Annotated in this window: 17 protein-coding genes; 12 read left to right on the top strand and 5 right to left on the bottom strand. The window is 58.8% G+C overall.

The annotated features are described in order from the left end of the window. Positions 1 to 5: 5 nt before the first annotated feature. The gene (locus ACYZTK_RS26080; RefSeq protein ID WP_462012459.1) at positions 6 to 1,784 is read right to left on the bottom strand and encodes a copper resistance system multicopper oxidase; all 1,779 of its coding nucleotides are present in this window, start codon (positions 1,782 to 1,784) and stop codon (positions 6 to 8) included. Between the two features lie 218 nt (positions 1,785 to 2,002). On the opposite strand from ACYZTK_RS26080, the gene ACYZTK_RS26075 reads away from it, so the two are divergent. From ACYZTK_RS26075 to ACYZTK_RS26050, 6 genes are all read left to right on the top strand, one after another. Continuing rightward, positions 2,003 to 2,278, top strand: coding sequence for a metal/formaldehyde-sensitive transcriptional repressor (locus tag ACYZTK_RS26075; protein ID WP_461981654.1), 276 nt, complete (start codon positions 2,003 to 2,005; stop codon positions 2,276 to 2,278). An 8-nt stretch (positions 2,279 to 2,286) separates the two neighbouring features. Beyond that, positions 2,287 to 3,426, top strand: coding sequence for a nickel/cobalt efflux protein RcnA (locus ACYZTK_RS26070; protein ID WP_462012458.1), 1,140 nt, complete (start codon positions 2,287 to 2,289; stop codon positions 3,424 to 3,426). Between the two features lie 222 nt (positions 3,427 to 3,648). After that, positions 3,649 to 4,077, top strand: coding sequence for a GFA family protein (locus ACYZTK_RS26065; protein WP_462012457.1), 429 nt, complete (start codon positions 3,649 to 3,651; stop codon positions 4,075 to 4,077). Between the two features lie 369 nt (positions 4,078 to 4,446). Continuing rightward, positions 4,447 to 5,781: an MFS transporter gene (locus ACYZTK_RS26060; protein ID WP_462012456.1), complete on the top strand. Its 1,335-nt coding sequence runs from the start codon at positions 4,447 to 4,449 to the stop codon at positions 5,779 to 5,781. A gap of 67 nt (positions 5,782 to 5,848) precedes the next feature. Then, on the top strand, positions 5,849 to 7,099 hold the full coding sequence (locus ACYZTK_RS26055) for an OprD family porin (protein WP_462012455.1): 1,251 nt from the start codon (positions 5,849 to 5,851) through the stop codon (positions 7,097 to 7,099). 87 nt (positions 7,100 to 7,186) lie between these two features. After that, positions 7,187 to 7,900, top strand: coding sequence for a GntR family transcriptional regulator (locus tag ACYZTK_RS26050; RefSeq protein ID WP_462012454.1), 714 nt, complete (start codon positions 7,187 to 7,189; stop codon positions 7,898 to 7,900). Positions 7,901 to 7,909: 9 nt separating this feature from the next. On the opposite strand, the gene ACYZTK_RS26045 is transcribed toward ACYZTK_RS26050, so the two are convergent. From ACYZTK_RS26045 to ACYZTK_RS26035, 3 genes are all read right to left on the bottom strand, one after another. Then, positions 7,910 to 8,860: a PDR/VanB family oxidoreductase gene (locus ACYZTK_RS26045; protein WP_462012453.1), complete on the bottom strand. Its 951-nt coding sequence runs from the start codon at positions 8,858 to 8,860 to the stop codon at positions 7,910 to 7,912. 86 nt (positions 8,861 to 8,946) lie between these two features. Then, the gene (locus tag ACYZTK_RS26040) at positions 8,947 to 10,005 is read right to left on the bottom strand and encodes a Rieske 2Fe-2S domain-containing protein (protein ID WP_462012452.1); all 1,059 of its coding nucleotides are present in this window, start codon (positions 10,003 to 10,005) and stop codon (positions 8,947 to 8,949) included. Between the two features lie 164 nt (positions 10,006 to 10,169). Further along, on the bottom strand, positions 10,170 to 10,952 hold the full coding sequence (locus tag ACYZTK_RS26035) for an AraC family transcriptional regulator (protein WP_462012451.1): 783 nt from the start codon (positions 10,950 to 10,952) through the stop codon (positions 10,170 to 10,172). Between the two features lie 108 nt (positions 10,953 to 11,060). Between ACYZTK_RS26035 and ACYZTK_RS26030 the strand changes: the two genes are divergently transcribed. Further along, positions 11,061 to 11,942, top strand: coding sequence for an EamA family transporter (locus ACYZTK_RS26030; protein ID WP_462014980.1), 882 nt, complete (start codon positions 11,061 to 11,063; stop codon positions 11,940 to 11,942). Positions 11,943 to 11,976: 34 nt separating this feature from the next. Here the strand turns inward: ACYZTK_RS26030 and ACYZTK_RS26025 are convergent, their stop codons facing one another. Further along, positions 11,977 to 12,855 (bottom strand): diguanylate cyclase domain-containing protein, encoded by an 879-nt coding sequence (locus ACYZTK_RS26025; protein WP_462014979.1) that lies wholly within the window; start codon positions 12,853 to 12,855, stop codon positions 11,977 to 11,979. A 445-nt stretch (positions 12,856 to 13,300) separates the two neighbouring features. Between ACYZTK_RS26025 and ACYZTK_RS26020 the strand changes: the two genes are divergently transcribed. The 5 genes from ACYZTK_RS26020 to ACYZTK_RS26000 all read left to right on the top strand — a co-directional run bounded on the left by ACYZTK_RS26020 (position 13,301) and on the right by ACYZTK_RS26000 (position 18,611). Next, on the top strand, positions 13,301 to 14,314 hold the full coding sequence (locus tag ACYZTK_RS26020; protein WP_462012450.1) for an iron ABC transporter substrate-binding protein: 1,014 nt from the start codon (positions 13,301 to 13,303) through the stop codon (positions 14,312 to 14,314). A 21-nt stretch (positions 14,315 to 14,335) separates the two neighbouring features. Next, complete coding sequence (locus ACYZTK_RS26015; protein ID WP_462012449.1) at positions 14,336 to 15,916, top strand: ABC transporter permease; 1,581 nt, start codon at positions 14,336 to 14,338, stop codon at positions 15,914 to 15,916. Next, on the top strand, positions 15,913 to 16,983 hold the full coding sequence (locus ACYZTK_RS26010; protein WP_462012448.1) for an ABC transporter ATP-binding protein: 1,071 nt from the start codon (positions 15,913 to 15,915) through the stop codon (positions 16,981 to 16,983). The genes ACYZTK_RS26015 and ACYZTK_RS26010 overlap by 4 nt, the downstream gene beginning before the upstream one ends. Before the next feature lie 77 nt (positions 16,984 to 17,060). Then, positions 17,061 to 17,747 carry a response regulator transcription factor gene (locus ACYZTK_RS26005; protein WP_462012447.1) on the top strand — a complete coding sequence of 229 codons (687 nt, stop codon included), beginning with the start codon at positions 17,061 to 17,063 and terminating at the stop codon, positions 17,745 to 17,747. A 99-nt stretch (positions 17,748 to 17,846) separates the two neighbouring features. Next, complete coding sequence (locus tag ACYZTK_RS26000; protein ID WP_462012446.1) at positions 17,847 to 18,611, top strand: COG4705 family protein; 765 nt, start codon at positions 17,847 to 17,849, stop codon at positions 18,609 to 18,611. The last annotated feature ends 23 nt before the right edge of the window (positions 18,612 to 18,634 follow it).

The following is an 18,634-nucleotide window of genomic DNA, read 5'->3' as shown; positions in this document are numbered from 1 at the left end:
GCGCCTCATTCTTCCACGCGAACTTCACGGAACATGCCCATTTCCATGTGGTACAAGAGATGGCAGTGATAGGCCCAACGCCCGAGGGCATCGGCGGTGACCCGATAGCTGCGCCGGGAGCCGGGCGGCATATCGATAGTGTGTTTGCGCACCATGAACTCACCGTTTTCATCTTCGAGATCGCTCCACATGCCGTGCAGATGGATCGGGTGAGTCATCATCGTGTCGTTGACCAGCACCACCCGAACCCGCTCGCCATATTTGAGGCGCAGGGGTTCGGCATCAGAGAACTTCACCCCGTTGAATGACCAGGCGAACTTTTCCATGTGGCCAGTGAGGTGCAGTTCTATGGTGCGGCTGGGGTCGCGGCCGTCCGGGTCCTCGAAGGTGCTGCGCAGGTCGGAATAGGTCAGGACGCGACGACCGTTGTCACGCAGACCGAGGCCAGGGTCATCAAGCTTGGGTGAGGTGGTCATGGCTTGCATGTCCACCAGCGGATTGTTGCTTTCCGTCACGGGGTGGGACTGCATTTCTCCCATTCCAGCCATACCGCTGTGATCCATGTCGGACATGCTGTCCATGCCTTGCATTGAGCTGTGGTCCATACCCGTCATCTGGCTGTGATTCATGCCCGCCATGTTGGCGCCCATACCGCCGTGATCCATACCTCCCATACCCATGTCATCCATGGTCACCAGCGGCCTCGGGTCCAGTGGTGGTATCGGTGCGGACACACCCGTCTTCACCGCCAGGGTGCCACGGGCATAGCCGGTGCGATCCATCGACTGGGCGAACACGGTGTAGGCGTCCTGGGTCGGCTCGACGATCACATCGAATGTCTCCGCCACCGCGATGCGAAACTCGTCGACGCTCACCGGTTTGACGTGCAGACCGTCTGCGGCGACCACCGTCATTTTCAGACCGGGAATGCGCACGTCGAAGTAGGTCATGGCAGAGCCGTTGATAAAGCGCAGGCGCAGTTTCTCGCCGGACCGGAACACCCCCGTCCAGTTCATGCCAGGCGCCTGGCCGTTCATCAAGTAGGTGTAAGTCGCGCCGCTGACGTCGGCCAGGTCCGTGGGGTTCATCTTCATCTCAGCCCACATCTTGCGATCTGCGACCGTGGAGCCCCAACCTTTTTCACTGACGTCGTGGATGAAGTCGCCCACGGTGCGCTTGTTGTAGTTGTAGTAATCCGACTGTTTTTTCAACGTTTTCATCAAGCCGACCGCGTCTTCGTCGCTCCAGTCGGTCAGCATCACCACGTAATCGCGGTCGTACTGGAACGGCTCCGGCTCCTTCGCATCGATCACCAGGGGACCGTAAACTCCGGACTGTTCCTGAAGCCCCGAATGACTGTGGTACCAGTAAGTACCGTTCTGCCGGACCTTGAACTGATAGACATACATCCCGCCCGGTTCAATGCCATGAAAGCTCAGGCCTGGCACACCGTCCATGTTGGCCGGCAGCAGAATGCCGTGCCAATGAATGGAGGTGTCGGCGCTGAGTTTGTTCCTCACCCGCAACGTGACCGTGTCGCCTTCGCGCCAACGCAGTAGAGGGCCAGGTATGCCGCCATTGATGGTCATCGCAGTGCGCGGGTTGCCGGTGATGTTGACCGGCGTTTCACCGATGAACAGGTCGAAATCGTTACCGGCCAGGACATTCGGCTCGCCGGGGCTGGTGATTGCCCAGACAGGTGTGCGCCAAAGCCCGAGGCCGCCGAGTATCCCGGCGGCGGCGAGTCCCTTCACAAAGGTTCGTCTTGATGTTTCAGGTTGCATGGCGCTTTGTTCCCAGTCAGTCAATGACAGAGCAAGCAGGAGATACTGCCAAGTTTGATGAAGAGGGTAATGGGTGCAAGCTTTCAGAAGGCTGAGCGCAAGATTACTGTTTTGTCAGCTACACCCTCGGCGCTGGCCGTGACCCACTCCAATGCGCAATTGCGCATTCCTGGTTTTTGAGTGATCATGCGCATCAATATAGGGTAGGGGGGTATGGTATGTCGCATGTACATGGACAAAAAGACGATTTGTTGAAGCGTGTTCGTCGCATCGCTGGTCAGGTTCAGGCCATAGAGCGAGCGTTGGAGTCGGACGCTGACTGTGCCAAAACGCTGCATCTTGTCGCAGCCACTCGCGGGGCAATGAACGGTTTGATGGATGAAATTATTGAAGCGCACGCGCACGCTCACGTTGCAAACCCTGAATTGAGCGATGAAGAGCGCGCGAAAGGTGTCGAAGAGTTGCTAGAAGCCATCCGTCGTTACTCGAAGTAGATCCCGTCATGCCAAATTTTGCAGAACTGCTTCAACAGGGTGGGAGCCATGCGTGGCTCTACTTCCCGAGCGCAATACTACTGGGTGCGTTGCACGGGCTTGAGCCCGGCCATTCAAAGACCATGATGGCAGCGTTCATCGTCGCCATCCGTGGATCGGTGAAACAGGCCGTTTTGCTGGGCTTGGCCGCAACGCTTTCGCATACCGCAGTGGTGTGGTTGGTTGCCATCGGTGGCATGTATCTGGGCAAAGGTCTGGACGCCAGAACGACTGAGCCGTACTTCCAGCTCGCGTCCTCCGCACTGATCATTCTGATCGCGATATGGATGGTGTGGCGTACCTGGCGCGGTGAACAGATGTTCAAGTTTGAGCAGGGGGATGATCACCACCACGGCGACCATGCCCATGCTCATCACGATGAGACTCAGCACATTGATACGGGTCACGGGCGGATCGAACTGTCGATCTTCGAACAGGGAATGACCCCACACTGGCGCATGAAGGCGTTGAGTGGACATGCCTGGTCAGCGGCAGAGGTTCGACTGACGACTACTCGCTCAGATGGCAGCATTCAAGCGTTCTCGTTCGTCGAGCGCGAAGGTTTCCTGGAGTCCACTGCCGATATTCCTGAGCCTCATGACTTTAGTGCTCGTTTGAGCCTTGGGCATGCGGGCCATTCCCATGATTACGATCTGGATTATCAGGAGCACGGACATAGTCACGAGCACTCCGAGCTGGAAGGTTTGGAACTGTCGATAGATGGGTATCAGGATGCACATGAACGCGCCCATGCCAACGATATCCGTAAGCGCTTCACCAATCGTGACGTCACCACTGGCCAGATCATTATGTTTGGTTTAACCGGGGGGCTGATTCCTTGCCCTGCGGCTATCACCGTTCTGCTGCTCTGCCTTCAGGTCAAGGAGGTCGCCTTGGGAGGCGTGCTGGTCCTGTGTTTCAGCCTAGGTTTGGCGCTTACCTTGGTGTCCGTCGGTGCGGCGGCCGCCATTGGGGCCAAACAAGCTTCCAATCGCTGGCCTTGGCTTGGCACAGTTGCGCGTCGCGCACCTTATCTGTCCAGCGTGCTGATCATCGCTGTTGGACTTTACGTCGGGGTTCACGGGTGGATTGGTTTGAGTGCTGCGTAGGCCAGTCTCGAACCGTTTGCAGATCTGAAGCCAGTACGTTGTTGTTGAGCTTTTTTCCGCTTGCGAGGGCGTATTACCCCAGCCGGCGGCAGCCTTCTCCGGCTTTTCGCTGGTTTCCGGGGCGCTGCGTGAAGGGGTGTAGTGTCGGCCCGCGCGCCTTCCCGAGCTCAACGCTTGAGACGATAATGAACGCCTTGGATTTCTTCTTTTAAGGATATAGGTATGTTGTCAGGGCAATGCCTTTGTGGATCGGTTCGATTTTCCCTCAACGTTCAACCACGATTTTTTTATCGTTGCCACTGTTCTCTCTGCCGCAAACAAACCGGGGTTGGCCATAATCTGGCAACCATTGTCAAAGACAGTGACTTTCGGTGGGAAGCAGGGGAAGGCGAAGTCAGCAGCTGGCGCAAGCCAAGTGGGTATAGAAACGATTTCTGTAGGCAATGTGGCTCTACTGTTCCTAATGTTTTGAGAGAGAAGCCGTACTTCTGGATTCCCGTTGGGCTTCTTGATGACGAGGTGAGCATGGAGTGTGTGGGGGACTTTTGCACCGATGATGCAATGCCTTGGGATCAGCACCACTCGGATAAATCACATGCTGGATCGCCAGACTCACTTTTGTTCCTTTTGAGTGAGCTCCAGGTTAATTAACCGCCTCCGTTATTGGTTCCGGATGTCCCTGAACCGGAAAACCTGACCGCACTGGATCCTTTGACGTTCAGGATCTTGGAGCGATCGATAATCGCACAGTTTCAAAAATTGATAAGTCATTGTTTTCAAACATTTTTTAATAGAAATTTGAAAAAATCAGAAAACACTCGTCTAACAACTACTTTCCAATGGATCCATAAATTGATTGACTGGCGCCACACGGTGTCAGGTACCACGCCTGCCCGCCCATAAAAATAACAAGGGTGTCGTGATGACTAATGTCTCAATCGGGCTCAAGCCATGGCTTGTACCCACCTTCGTGTGCCAATTCCGCTCTACCTGTACGCAGCCTCGTACCGAGGGGCGACCATGACCGTCAATCTCAAGAGCGTGGTGGATGAGCGCCCGATGGCGCCATTCCAGTGGCTGGCCGTGGGCATCTGCATTGTCCTGAACATGATTGATGGTTTCGACGTGCTGGTGATGGCCTTCACGGCCTCCTCGGTGTCTGCCGAATGGGATCTGAACGGTGCACAGATCGGCCTGTTGTTGAGTGCCGGATTGTTTGGCATGGCGGCAGGCTCACTGTTCATCGCCCCATGGGCGGATCGCTTTGGCCGTCGACCTCTGATTCTGTTTTGCCTGTTGCTCTCGGGGGTCGGCATGCTGTTGTCGGCACTGAGCCAGACGCCGGTGCAACTGGCGCTGCTGCGCGGGCTGACCGGGCTGGGTATTGGCGGAATCCTGGCCAGCAGCAACGTGATTGCCAGTGAGTACGCCAACAAGCGCTGGCGAGGACTGGCGGTGAGCCTGCAATCCACCGGTTATGCCTTGGGCGCGACACTTGGGGGTTTGTTGTCGGTGTGGCTGCTTACGCACTTTGGCTGGCGCTCGGTGTTCATCTTCGGTGGCGCCGTGACCCTGGCAGTGATTCCACTGGTGCTGCTGTACTTGCCTGAGTCGCTGGATTTTCTGATTGCCCGGCGTCCCGTCAACGCCTTGGCACGGATCAATCGTCTGGCCGCCCGCCTCGGCCAGCCGGCGTTGCGCGACCTGCCGGTCGCCATCACAGCGCCGACTTCAGGTCGCGGACGCCTGGCGCAATTGCTCTCTCCCGCCTCGCGGCGCACCACCCTGCTGATCTGGTTGCTGTTCTTCCTGGTGATGTTCGGTTTCTATTTCGTGATGAGCTGGACGCCAAAACTGCTGGTCGCGGCAGGGCTGTCGGCACAACAGGGCATCAGCGGCGGAGTGTTGCTGAGCGTCGGCGGTATTTTCGGCGCGGCACTGATCGGCGGCATGGCCTCGCGGTGGCGGCTGACCCGCGTGCTGTCACTGTTCATGCTGGTGACCGCAGGCTTGCTGGTGTTGTTCGTCGGCTCGGCCTCATCGGTGTCAATGGCGCTCGGCCTGGGTCTGTTGATCGGGCTTTTTTCCAATGGCTGTGTGGCGGGCCTGTATGCGTTGTCGCCGATTGTCTACGACGCTTCGGTGCGCGCGACGGGGGTTGGTTGGGGCATCGGTATCGGGCGCATTGGCGCGATTCTTTCGCCGATTGTGGCGGGCCTGCTGCTGGACAGCGGCTGGCAACCTCTGCACCTGTATGGGGTGTTTGCCGTGGTTTTCGTCATCGCCGCAGCGGTGCTTTTGGCACTGCAGCCTGACACCCAACCGCAGTCGGGCGCCCAGCTCAGCCGGACCTGAACCCTTTGCAAAGAGGTAGCGGGGCCTCCCCCGCTACTGACTACATACTCCCAGGAACATAACAATAATGACTAGCTTCCCCCTCCCTCCCCGGGTCCTGCTCGGCGGTGCACTGGCGCTTGCCCTGATACCTAGCGCGAATGCCGACAGCAACGGTTTTTTCGAAGATTCCGAGACCAGCCTGATGCTGCGAAACTACTATTTCAATCGGGATTTCAGAGATCCGGGTGCCAGCAAGAGCAAGGTAGAGGAATGGGCCCAAGGCGCCATCCTCAAATTCAACTCCGGTTATACACCCGGCGCGCTCGGCTTCGGCCTTGATGGAATTGCGATGTTTGGCATCAAGCTCGACAGCAGCCCGCAACGCAGCGGTTCGGAATTGCTGCCTGTACACGACGATGGGCGCTCCGCCGACGACTACGGGCGTGCCGGGGTAGCGGCGAAAATGCGTTTTTCCGCCACCGAGTTAATGCACGGTGAGCTTATGCCGGACATTCCCCTGCTGCGCTACGATGACGGCCGCCTGCTGCCCCAGACATTCCGGGGCACCCAGTTGGTGTCCCGCGAGCTCACGGGGCTGAATCTGCAGGCAGGTCGATACACCGCCGTCAGCCTGCGCAATTCTTCCGACATGCAAGACCTCTCTGCCTGGGCTGCCCCTGGCGTTACCTCAGACAGCTTCAAGTATGTCGGCGCCGATTACCGCTTCAACGATCAGCAAACCCAGATCGGCGCCTGGCACTCGCAACTCGAAGACATCTACCAGCAAAGCTACCTGAACCTGCTGCATAAGCAGACGTTCGGAGAATGGACCCTCGCCGCCAACCTGGGGTATTTCATCGACAAGGAAGACGGCAGCGCACGTATCGGCAATGTGCAAAGCCACACCGCCTACGGGTTACTCTCGGCCAAGTTGGGCGGTCATACCCTGTACCTTGGCCTGCAGAAGGTCAGCGGCGATACCGGCTGGATGTCGGTCTATGGCAGTAGCGGTCGGACACTGGGCAATGACATGTTCAACGGCAATTTCAGCAACGCCGATGAACGCTCCTGGCAGGCTCGCTATGACTACAACTTCGCCGCCGCAGGCATTCCCGGACTGTTGCTGATGACCCGCTACGGCCACGGAGACAACGCCACCACCAAGGGCGCAACCAATGGCAAGGAATGGGAACGTGACACCGAGGTCAGCTACACCCTGCAAAGTGGCCCGGCGAAGAACCTCAGCGTGCGCATCAACAATGCCACCAACCGTCGCAGCTTCAACAGCGACCTCGACCAGACCCGCGTAATCGTCAGCTACCCGCTGTCACTCTGACCCCATCCTGCAGGGGTGCTTGTCGCCCCTGCAACCGGCCCCCTCCTTGCGCTACTATGGCGACCCCACTCTCTGGAAGTCGCCTGCATGAGTAAACCCGGTCAAATGGTGCTGGTCGCACTGCGCAAAATGATTGCCACGGGCGAACTGGCGGCCGGCGAGCGGCTGATGGAAATCCCTACGGCGGAACGCTTCGGCGTCTCGCGCATGCCGGTACGCATGGCTTTCCTTACCCTCGAGCAGGAAGGCCTGCTGGTGCGCCATGGCGGACGGGGTTATCAGGTGCGTTCAGTCAGCGCCGACGATATCGCCGGGGCCGTGGAAGTGCGCGGGGTACTGGAGGGGCTGGCCGCGCGGCAGAGTGCCGAGCGCGGGTTGAGCGAGCAGGCGCAAGCGGCGTTGCGCGAATGCCTGGTGCAAGGCGACGCACTGTTCGATAAGGGCTTTGTGACAGAAGAGGACCTTGAGGTGTTCCATGACCTCAACATGCGCTTTCATCAGGTGATCGTCGACAGCAGCGCCAACCCGGCCATTGCCGAAGCCCTGGCGCGCAACGACCATCGCCCCTTTGCTTCGGTATCGGCGCTGGCCATCGATCGCGAAGACATGGTGCGTGAATACCGGCGCTTCAACTTTGCCCACATGCAGCACCACTCGGTGTTCGATGCGCTGGTCAGCCGCCAGGGCGCCCGCGCCGAAGCCATCATGCGCGAGCACGCCAACGCGACCCTGCGCTACGCCGAAGTGTTCGGTGCTGGAAGCAGTAGCGAACGGATCAAAGTGATCGCGCGCGGCGAGTAAACGCCTGGCTCAGAGGTCCAATACCAACAGGGCCGATCTGGACCTCGAACAGCACGGCGTGAACTGATCATTGGCGGCTTGCTCCTGTTCGGTGAGGAACAGGTCACGGTGCTCGGGCACCCCTTCCAGCACCCGGGTCAGGCAGGTTCCACAAACACCCTGCTCGCAGGATATAGCGATCTCGACACCGTGGCTCTCCAGCACCTGGACCACCGTCTTGTCGGCCGGGATGTCGAATACTTGCCCGCTACTGCCAAGCCTGACCTGGAACGCCTGATCGGCACCGGCGTCCGCTGGTACCGCAGCGAAGTATTCTCGGTGCAATTGTCCATCGCTCCAACCCAGAGCCCTGGCACTGTCGAGCACATGCTGCATGAAACCCGAAGGACCACAGGCATACAGGTGCACGTCCTGCGCCGGATGGGCCAGAACCTTGGCGGCATCCAGGCGCGACTCGGCCTCTTCATCGAAATGCAGATGCACACGATCAGAAAAAGATGCACCTTTCAGTCGCTCGACAAAAGCCGCACGCTCACTGGAGCGAGCACAGTAATGCAATTCGAAATCGGCACCGCTGTGGGCCAGTTGCTCGGCCATCGAGAGAATCGGGGTGATGCCGATGCCGCCGGCGAACAGCAGGCTGCGCCGTCCCTCACCCACCAACGGGAAAAGGTTGCGCGGCTCACTGATGAACAGCCGATCGCCGCGGTTGATCTGTTCATGCATGCTCTGAGAACCACCGCGCGAGGCGGCATCCTTGAGCACGCCGATCAGGTAGCGATGGCGCTCCTGCGGATGATTGCACAGTGAGTATTGGCGAATCAGCCCACTGGGCAAATGCACGTCGATGTGGGCCCCGGCACTGAAGCCGGGCAATGCTCCTCCGGATGCGCAGGTCAGCTCGTAGCTGCAAATATCCAATGCTTCGTTGTTGCGGGATGTCACCACGACTTCAATCATGTCGCACCTTCAGGACCGGCTACCACAGTAGCCGCGCACAATGGGAATGGGAGTGGTCAGACGAGCGTTCGAGAGCACGCCCCTCTCTACTTCACCGAGGCAATCAGCTCGGCTTGCGGAGCGCGCTCACGGGCGATGATGCGTTCCAGCACGCGCCTGGACTGCACGCCACCGGCATCGATGTTGAGCTTGAGCAAGTTGCGCTGAGGATTGGCCAGCAGGTTTTTCTGCTGTTGCTCAAGCATGTCCAGGTCTTCGCTGAAGATCTTTCCCTGGCCCTCGCGAATGCTGGCGGTCAATTCCCGGTCGTGGGGGTTGAAGTTGCGCGCCATGCCCCAGAAGTACCAGATCGAGGTGTCGGTTTCCGGGGTAATGAAGTCGACCACGACGCTCGCGGCCTTGTGCTGCGGCTCTGCGTGGTAACCGCCCTTGCCGGCATGGGCGACGCCTACTTCGATCAATACATGACTGGGCGGGCTGAAGCGGCAGATCTGCCAACGGTCCACCAGTACATCGTCGGCCAGGTTGTTGCCTCGCAGGGCCATGCGCCAGAACGGTGGGGCCATGATGTTTTCCATGTGGCGTGCCGTGACGACTTCGTCACCCTGGACCGTGGTGACCGGTGCCACTTCATCAATCTCTTTCTGGCCAATGCTGGAGGCGTGCACATAGGTTTCGTGGGTGAGATCCATCAGGTTATCGATCATCAGGCGGTAGTCGCAGTCGATATGAAACAGCCCACCCCCGTACGCCCACTCATCACTCACAGCCCATTCCAGGTGATGGATCAGCGCGGGGTCTGCCTTGTCCTGCTCCCCAGGCCAGACCCAGATAAAACCGTAACGCTCTTCAACCGCGTAAGCCTTGTTGCACGGAAAGCCACGCACCCGTTGACCCGGCATCTCGACAGTCTTGCCGTCAGCGCCCATCACCAGACCGTGGTAGCCACAGACCAGGTTGCCATTCTCGACATACCCGAGCGACAGGGGAGCACCGCGATGCGGGCAAAAATCCTCTACGGCGGCAACGCGCCCCTCGTGGCCTCGGTAGAAAACGATTTTCTCACCGCATATTTGCCGCCCCAGCGGCTTGTCAGCGATCTCGTCGGGGGTGCAGGCGACATACCAGGTGTTTTTCGGATACATGAAGATCTCCAGCGCAGGCTTGTTTTTATGGATCCATTAAATAGGGATAAAACCACTCAAGTCAAGCTAAACGCCGATTGATTACATTTAATGGATCCACTAAAACCACTTATAGGCTATTCCCCCGATTGCGACCGGCAGAAGCCGGCCGCAGTCCAATACGCCTATACCTGCTGATCTACGAAATATCGGCTGGGCACTTCTCCCAGCAATTGTTTGAACACAGTCGCAAAAGCACTTGAGCTGCTATACCCCAACACCATTGCAACCTGTGTGACCGGTTGACCTTTTCCCAGCAGAACTATCGCCGCAAGCAGGCAGGCTTGTTGCCGCCATTCGATGTAACTGATGCCCGTGTGCAATCGAAATTGTCGGGTAAAGGTTCGTCGGCTCATTCCCGCGCGCTGAGCCATTTCGTCGATACCCACTTCCAGCGAAGGCTGCGCCAGAAATTCGCGGCACACCACCGCCAGACGTGGCTCCGCCGGCAGCGGGGCATTGAGCGAAAGTGTGGGCATCGCAGCAATTTCATGCAGCAGCAATCCCATCAAATGCCCGTCGCGTCCTTGGCTGGAATAGTCCGAGGGGACATCGATTGCCTTCAACAGCAAATGCCGCAACAACGGCGACACGTCCAACACCTGGCAGTGTCCCGGTAGTCCGAGTTGCTGCGCAGCCTGACTGCGGATGTAGGCGTTGTGCATGGTGACAGGGCCACGCATGTGCATGGCGTGGGGGAGCTGCGCCGGCACCCATATGCCGCGTCGGGGCGGAACGACCCAGTTGCCGTCATCGGTAAACACCGTGATGACGCCACTTGCGGCGTAGGCGAACTGTCCACGCGGATGGTCGTGTGCGGGGAACAACGTTCCATCCGCATAATCATGTGCGGTCACGACGGCATCGCTGGACGTGTTCTGGTAGGGAAGTACGGTAAGTTTGTGCATGGCCCGATTCTAATGAAAATTGGCCTGCGACTGAAAGCGGGCCAGCTCGATTGCCGGCATATTTCTCAACGCACGAGCATTTCCGCTCGGCTCTGGGAAAGACACAGCATGCAGACGAAACATCGGGTACTCGCGGTGCTGGTAACGGCCGTCTGGGGATTGAATTTTCCCCTGACCAAACTGGGACTTGCCGACATCGACCCACTGTTGTTGACCGCATTGCGTTTCGCGCTGGCTGCCCTGCCCTGGGTATTTTTCGTGGAACGTCCACGTGTTGCCTTGCGGTGGTTGGCGGTCTACGGGCTGATCTTTGGCGTGGCCATGTGGGCCTTGATCAATCAGGGGATCGCATGGGGCGTGCCACCCGGTAGCGCATCGCTGTTGATCCAGTTCAGCGCATTTTTCACATTGGGCTGGGGTGTGCTGTTTTTCCGGGAGCGCGTGAATCGACTGCAATGGGTGGGTAGTTTGCTCGCGGTCTTGGGGTTGGTGGGGATCGTCCTGTGCAGTCCCGGCGATGCGTCGAAGGCAGGTTTTGCACTGGTCATTGGCAGCGCATTGGCCTGGAGCCTCGGCAACGTAGTGATCAAAGTATCCAAGGTGCGTGAGATCTTCGCCTTCGTGGTGTGGGCCAGCCTGTTTCCACCCATCCCGCTCTTGCTGTTGACGTGGCTGCTGCATGGCTCGGCCCCCTTCCAGGCGCTGCCTTCACAGCTCAATGCAATGACGCTTTTTTCCCTGGCTTTCCAGGTGTACGCCGCGACGCACTTCAGTTACTGGGGGTGGAACCTGCTGTTGCGCGAATACCCGGTATCTCGCGTGGCACCGTTATCGCTGTTGATTCCGGTGTTTGGGATCGTCAGTTCAATGGTCGTCCTGGGGCAATACCCAAATCCGGCTAACTGGGCTTTGATCTTGTTGGTTCTATTGGCGCTAGCCTTGGGTTCGGGAAAAGTACAGGGGCTGCTGGTGCGCGATCGCGCGAGTTGATCGGATGCGGCTGTCGATGCGCGGGAAAGACTGACTACGCTGAGTCACGCCCCTCCACTTCCCAATGGCCCTTTTTTATCTGGTACATATCGGAATCAGCATGGCTGAGCAAGGTGTCTGCGTCCTCCCCGTCCGCCGGATAAAATGCCACGCCGATACTGCACGATGGCATTCGCATCCAGCCAAATTCAGGGCCCAGCGGCTCAGCCAGGGACTCGAGAATTTGCTCTACCTTCGCGTAAACCGCGGCCTGGGAGTGTACGTCGGTCAACAGCACAGTGAACTCGTCTCCGCCCATCCGCGCCACCAGGCCCGCTTCTCCAACACAGGCTTCCAGCCGCCGTGCAACCTTGCACAGCACTCGATCACCTGCCGCATGCCCATGCACATCGTTGATGCCCTTGAAGTCGTTGAGGTCCAGAAACATCAGGGCCAGGGTCGTCTCGTCGCGGCGCGCTGCCTGCAGGGCTGCATCCAGTCGCACATTGAACAGCGAACGATTGGTCAGCGCCGTCAGCGGATCATGATGGGCGAGAAAGCGCAGTTCCTCTTCGGCTTGAGTGAGCGCTGTCACGTCCCGTGCGACACCGATCCGCGCCCCAACTTCCTCACACCAGAAAGCAGCCCAGAGGATGTGCACGATACTGCCATCCTTGCGCAGGTAGCGATTGCGGAAATCGAAGTGCGGCTGACCACTCATGACCCGCACGATGGAGGCCCGGGTGATCGCCAGATCTTCAGGATGCATATAGTTGGTGATCGGCGTTCCGGTCAGCTCGTCGCTACGGTAACCGAGCAGCGCCATGCACCCATCGCTTACAAAAACGATCTGATTTTCACTGTCGACCACGAACACAGTGTCCAGCATCAGATGGATGAGTTTGGGATAGAGCGCTTCGAGGTCGACGGGCATAGGTCTGACGGTCCGGTTCTGACGTTTTGAACATATCCCGATCGAGCACCGAGGCACCTGTGGATACTGCGGGTTTTCAGTGGACAAGGGCAATACCCGGCAAAAAAAACGCCAGGGCACCCGACGAGTGTCCCTGGCGCTTGCCCAGGTTCAGCCCCCGTATCGATCAATTGACCGGCATGCGGGGTGACCAGGGTCGAGGCTATTGCCGGGAGGCGTTCTCACTACCAGGCCGGTTTAACAAGCCATGGGTGCGTCTCATGCACAACGAAAGACGGACAAGTGAAAACCGTGAACAAAAATGACATGTGTTAACGGTTTTTTTGACGTTTTTTTCTCATTTTGCTCCCTACATTCTCCGCATTTCCAAACATGCAAATGATTCGCGTTGATTGCCGGCGAATTCTCTGCATGAATTCTAAAAAGAGTCAGGAGCTGCAACAGCATGATTTCCCCTATTCCCTCGTTCCTCAAAACAGCCTTGCTGGCCACCGCGCTGCTGGGCATTGGTCAAGTGCATGCGGCAGAGGCTGATGGCATCGTGGTCTACAACGCGCAACACGAAAGCCTGACCAAAGCCTGGATCGACGGCTTCACCAAGGAAACCGGGATCAAGGTCACGGTGCGCAATGGCGACGATACCGAAATGGGCAACCAGCTGGTGCAGGAAGGCGTGGCGACTGCAGCCGATGTGTTCCTGACCGAGAACTCTCCGGCCATGGTCCTGGTAGACAACGCGGGACTGTTGGCCCCGGTGGCTCCGGTCACCCTGGAACAGGTCGGCGCAGCGTACCGTCCGGCGCATGGCAAATGGGTGGGGATCGCGGCGCGCTCTACAGTGTTTGTCTACAACCCGAGCACACTGCCGCAAGCCCAATTGCCAAAATCCCTGATGGACCTTGCCGATCCTAAATGGAAAGGTCGCTGGGCCGCTTCGCCGGCCGGTGCGGACTTCCAGGCCATCGTCGCTGCTGTGCTGGAACTCAAGGGCGAAGCCGCCACCCTGGAGTGGCTTAAAGCGATGAAGGCCAACTCCACGGCTTACCGGGGCAACAGCGCGGTGCTCAAAGCGGTCAACGCCGGGCAAATCGACAGCGGCCTGATCTACCACTATTACAGCTTTGGCGATCAGGCCAAGACCGGCGAAAACAGCAAGAACACCGCCCTGCACTACTTCAAGCACAACGATCCGGGGGCATTCGTCAGCGTCTCGGGTGGCGGAGTCTTGGCGTCCAGTAAACATCCGGAACAAGCCCAGGCCTTCCTGAAGTGGATCACTGGCACAGACGGTCAGGAGGTGCTCAAGACCGGTAAATCGTTTGAATACGCAGTCGGGATAAATGCCGAATCCAACCCGAAACTGGTGCCTCTGCAGCAGCTCGACGCACCGACCGTCGACGCGTCGAAGCTCGACAGCAAAAGGGCTGTGGAACTGATGACTCAGGCCGGGCTGCTTTAATTGAAAACTGGAGCACTACCGATGGCTGCCGCAACGTCGGTATCGCCGAATTTGCGCCGGCGCTCTAGTGGACGCTTCCCTGGGCGCGGGAACGCCTGGGTGGTCAGCGTGGCGGTGCTGGTGGCGCTGTTGGCGTTGCTGCCGATTGCCTGCATCGTTGCAGTGTCCTTTCAGACCGGCTGGGCAACGCTCGTACCGCTGGTGTTCCGGCCGCGCGTTGGCGAGTTGTTGATCAACACGGTGCTGCTGGTGGTGATCACGATTCCCTTGTGCGTGACGCTCGGTGTGGCACTGGCCTGGCTTACCGAGCGCACCGATTTGCCGGGACGACGCTGGTGGTCTTTATTGGCGACTGCGCCGCTGGCTGTGCCTGCCTTCGTTCACAGCTATGCGTGGGTCAGCCTGGTCCCGCCGATTCACGGGCTGCCTGGCGCAGTGCTGGTTTCGGTGATCGCCTATTTTCCGTTCCTGTACCTGCCGGTTGCCGCCACGCTGCGTCGACTCGATCCGGCCATCGAAGACGTTGCCGAATCGCTCGGCCTGGAACCCACTGCGATATTTTTCCGCGTGGTGCTTCCACAGTTGCGCCTGGCCATCTGCGGCGGCGCCTTGTTGGTGGGCCTTCACCTGTTGGCCGAATACGGCCTGTACGCAATGATCCGTTTCGACACCTTCACCACGGCAATCTTCGATCAGTTCAAGTCCACCTTCAACGGACCTGCCGCCAACATGCTGGCCAGTGTGCTCGCGCTGTGTTGCCTGGTGATGTTGACTGCCGAATCCGCCGCTCGCGGGTCGGCACGTTATGCGCGGGTCGGGTCGGGCAGCGCGCGCGAGCAGCGGGTGGTGCGCCTGAAACCCGCAGCCAGCCTCCTCGCGCTGACGTTGCAGGTTGCGACCTGCGCGCTGGCGCTAGGCGTGCCATTGCTCACCTTGGGTAACTGGCTGATCGCTGGCGGTACGCAAGTCTGGCAGATGGCCGAGCTACTGCCGGCACTGGAGCAGACGGTACTGCTGGGTGTCGCGGGGGCCGTCCTCACCACCTGCGCGGCCATCCCGATTGCCTGGCTGTCGACGCGCTATCCAGGCCGGTTGCAACGCATCCTGGAAGGCTGCAACTACATCACCAGTGCATTGCCAGGGATCGTCGTGGCCCTGGCGCTGGTGACCGTCACCATCCATTTCGCCCGGCCCATTTACCAGACGGCAATCACGGTGTTGCTCGCCTATCTGCTGATGTTTTTGCCCCGCGCGCTGGTGAGCCTGCGTGCCGGCATTGCGCAAGCGCCGGTCGAGCTGGAAAACATCGCCCGCAGCCTCGGCCGCTCACCCGCCCGGGCGCTGTGGCTGACCACTTTGCGTCTGGCCGCACCGGGTGCTGCCGCTGGCGCCGCGCTGGTGTTTTTGGCAATCACCAATGAGCTGACTGCCACCTTGTTACTCGCCCCAAATGGAACACGCACCCTCGCCACCGGATTCTGGGCCCTGACCAGTGAGATCGACTACGCCGCTGCAGCCCCCTACGCCCTGTTGATGATCCTGCTGTCGCTTCCGTTAACGGGGCTTCTTTATCACCAATCCAAACGAACGGCTGGCCGATGAACGCTCTTGAAATCCACTCCATTTCCAAGTCGTATGGTGCCCATCAAGTGCTGGAGAGCATCAACCTGTCGGTGCCGACGGGCAGTCGAACGGTGATCGTCGGCCCGTCCGGCTCAGGCAAGACCACCCTGTTGCGGATGATCGCCGGCTTCGAATTCCCCGACACCGGCCGCTTGTCACTCAATGGCCAAACGCTTGTCGACGAAACCCATGAAGTGCCCGCGCATCAGCGCTTGATTGGTTATGTCCCCCAGGACGGGGCCCTGTTCCCGCACATGACGGTGGCCGCCAACATAGGTTTCGGGCTCTCGGGTTCGCGCGCGGAAAAACACGAGCGAATCGCCGAATTGATGGACAGTGTGGCCCTGGATGCGAACATGGCCAACCGTTGGCCCCACGAACTTTCCGGCGGCCAGCAACAGCGCGTGGCACTGGCGCGAGCCTTGGCGCAGCAACCGCGCCTGATGTTGCTCGACGAGCCGTTTTCCGCCCTCGACACCGGCCTGCGCGCCAGCATGCGTAAACTGGTCGCGCGACTGCTGGCCGATGCTGGCGTCACCACGATTCTGGTCACCCATGATCAGAGCGAGGCATTGTCGTTCGCCGACCAATTGGCTGTGATGCGTCAAGGCCGGCTGGTGCAGTCTGGCGATCCGCAGGATCTGTACCGCTACCCCGAAGATGAACACACGGCACTGTTCCTCGGCGAAGCGGTGGTCATGTCCGCCCGAATCGAAGCGGGCTGGGCCCATTGTGACCTGGGCCGGGTACTGGTCAACAACCACCGAAACAACAGTTCAGCGAGGATCATGCTGCGCCCCGAACAGCTGCATCTGGTCGACGTCCAGTCCGCCTCCGGCGGGGCCAATGGATGTCGCGCCGTGGTGACCGAGCGCGACTTCAGCGGCAATGCCTGCACGTTGACTGTAGAGCTGCAGGCATCGCCCGAGGCCGACCTGCCAGGTCGATCCCTGATGGTGCGAAGTACCGGTCTGTACGCACCGCCGGCCGGCAGTGTGGTGCATGTCTCGGCCATGGGGCATGCGCATGTCCTGAGCCACTCCTGAACCTCGATGCGCGGGCTCGCCGACATCTATCAACCGCATGTTTGGTCTAACTTGATTAATCGCATAAAGGATATGCCATGAAAATTTTGATTATCGAGGACAATCACGACATTCACGACAACCTGATGGAGTTTTTCGCGCTCAAGGGGCATGACGTCGAAGGGGCACTTGATGGACTCAGCGGGCTTCATCTGGCCGCTTCAAAAAACTTCGACGCGATTGTTCTGGATGTCATGCTCCCGGGTATCGATGGCAACCAGATTTGCAGAAGTCTGCGGCAGAATTCGAAATCCGACATTACGATTATAATGTTAAGTGCCCGTGATCAACTGGAAGATCGTTTGCTCGGCTTTAAAGTGGGCGCGGATGACTACGTAACCAAGCCTTTTGCCATGTCCGAAATCCTTGCGAGAATTGAAGCTATAGTAGCGCGGCGAGTTGGCAAGGTTAATCGGACCATGGTTGTCGCCGATCTGCTGTTCGATCTTGACACCATGGAGATTTCCCGCGCTGGAACAACCATCAAGCTGAACCCTACCTGCATGAAGCTGTTGGAAATGCTCATGCGCAGAAGCCCGTATGTTGTCAAGCGGACCGAACTTGAAGACCTCATCTGGGGAGGACATCGCACCCACAGCGACAGCCTTCGCAGTAACATTCACATGTTGAGACGGGCTTTGGATAAAACCTTTGACGAACCACTGCTGCAAACTGTGCATGGGATCGGGTACAAGCTGTGCGCTTTGAACAATTCGCATGAATAGTCCTCAAGACGACTTGCCTCTCCTCAGGCTCATCTAAGTTTCGCCAGGTACTTTCTGTTCTGCGCACATTCCGCGCTGCTCAGCAGAGGGTATCCGCCTATGAAATCCGCAACAGCGGGCTGGCTCAACAAGGTTCCACAGGTGACCCTGTCATTCTGGATGATCAAGATCCTGTCCACGACCGTGGGGGAAACCGGCGCCGACTTTCTAACCGTCGATGCCGGTTTCGGCGTGGGACCGACCAGCATAGGTATGGGAGTGTTGCTGGCAATCGCACTGTTCTGGCAAATGCGCACCAGCGCCTTCACGCCGTGGATCTATTGGCTGACCGTGGTACTGGTGAGCATCGTTGGCACCCAGATCACCGACATTCTGACCGACATACTGGACGTGAGCCTGTACACCAGCACGGCCGTATTTTCCATCTTGCTGGCGATCAACTTCCTGGTCTGGTACCGGGTGGAACACAGCTTGTCGATACGCGACATTGTCACACCGCGGCGGGAGTTGTTCTACTGGGCAACAGTGCTCTGCACCTTTGCCCTTGGCACCGCTGCCGGTGACCTGGCTACCGAAGCGCTGGGCCTGGGATTTACACTCGGCGCCGGCATTTTCGCGGTGCTTATCGCTGCCACCCTGATGGCCTGGCGCATGGGCTGCAGCAGCGTATTGACGTTCTGGATCGCCTACATCCTGACCCGTCCATTTGGCGCCTCCCTCGGCGACCTGCTGACCCAGGCCAAGACCTATGGCGGCCTGGGGATGGGTGCCACCTGGACCAGTGCGATCTTCCTGTGCGTGATTGTCATGCTGGTTGCGGTAGCGCAGATCAGCGTCGTCAAGCGTAAAGCCGCCATCCAGTAAACATCCAGAAGCCACTCAAGGAA

Source organism: Pseudomonas sp. LB3P31, assembly GCF_054897945.1.
The sequence above is the reverse complement of the archived record's forward strand: the minus strand, read 5'-3'. Positions and strand labels throughout refer to the sequence as shown.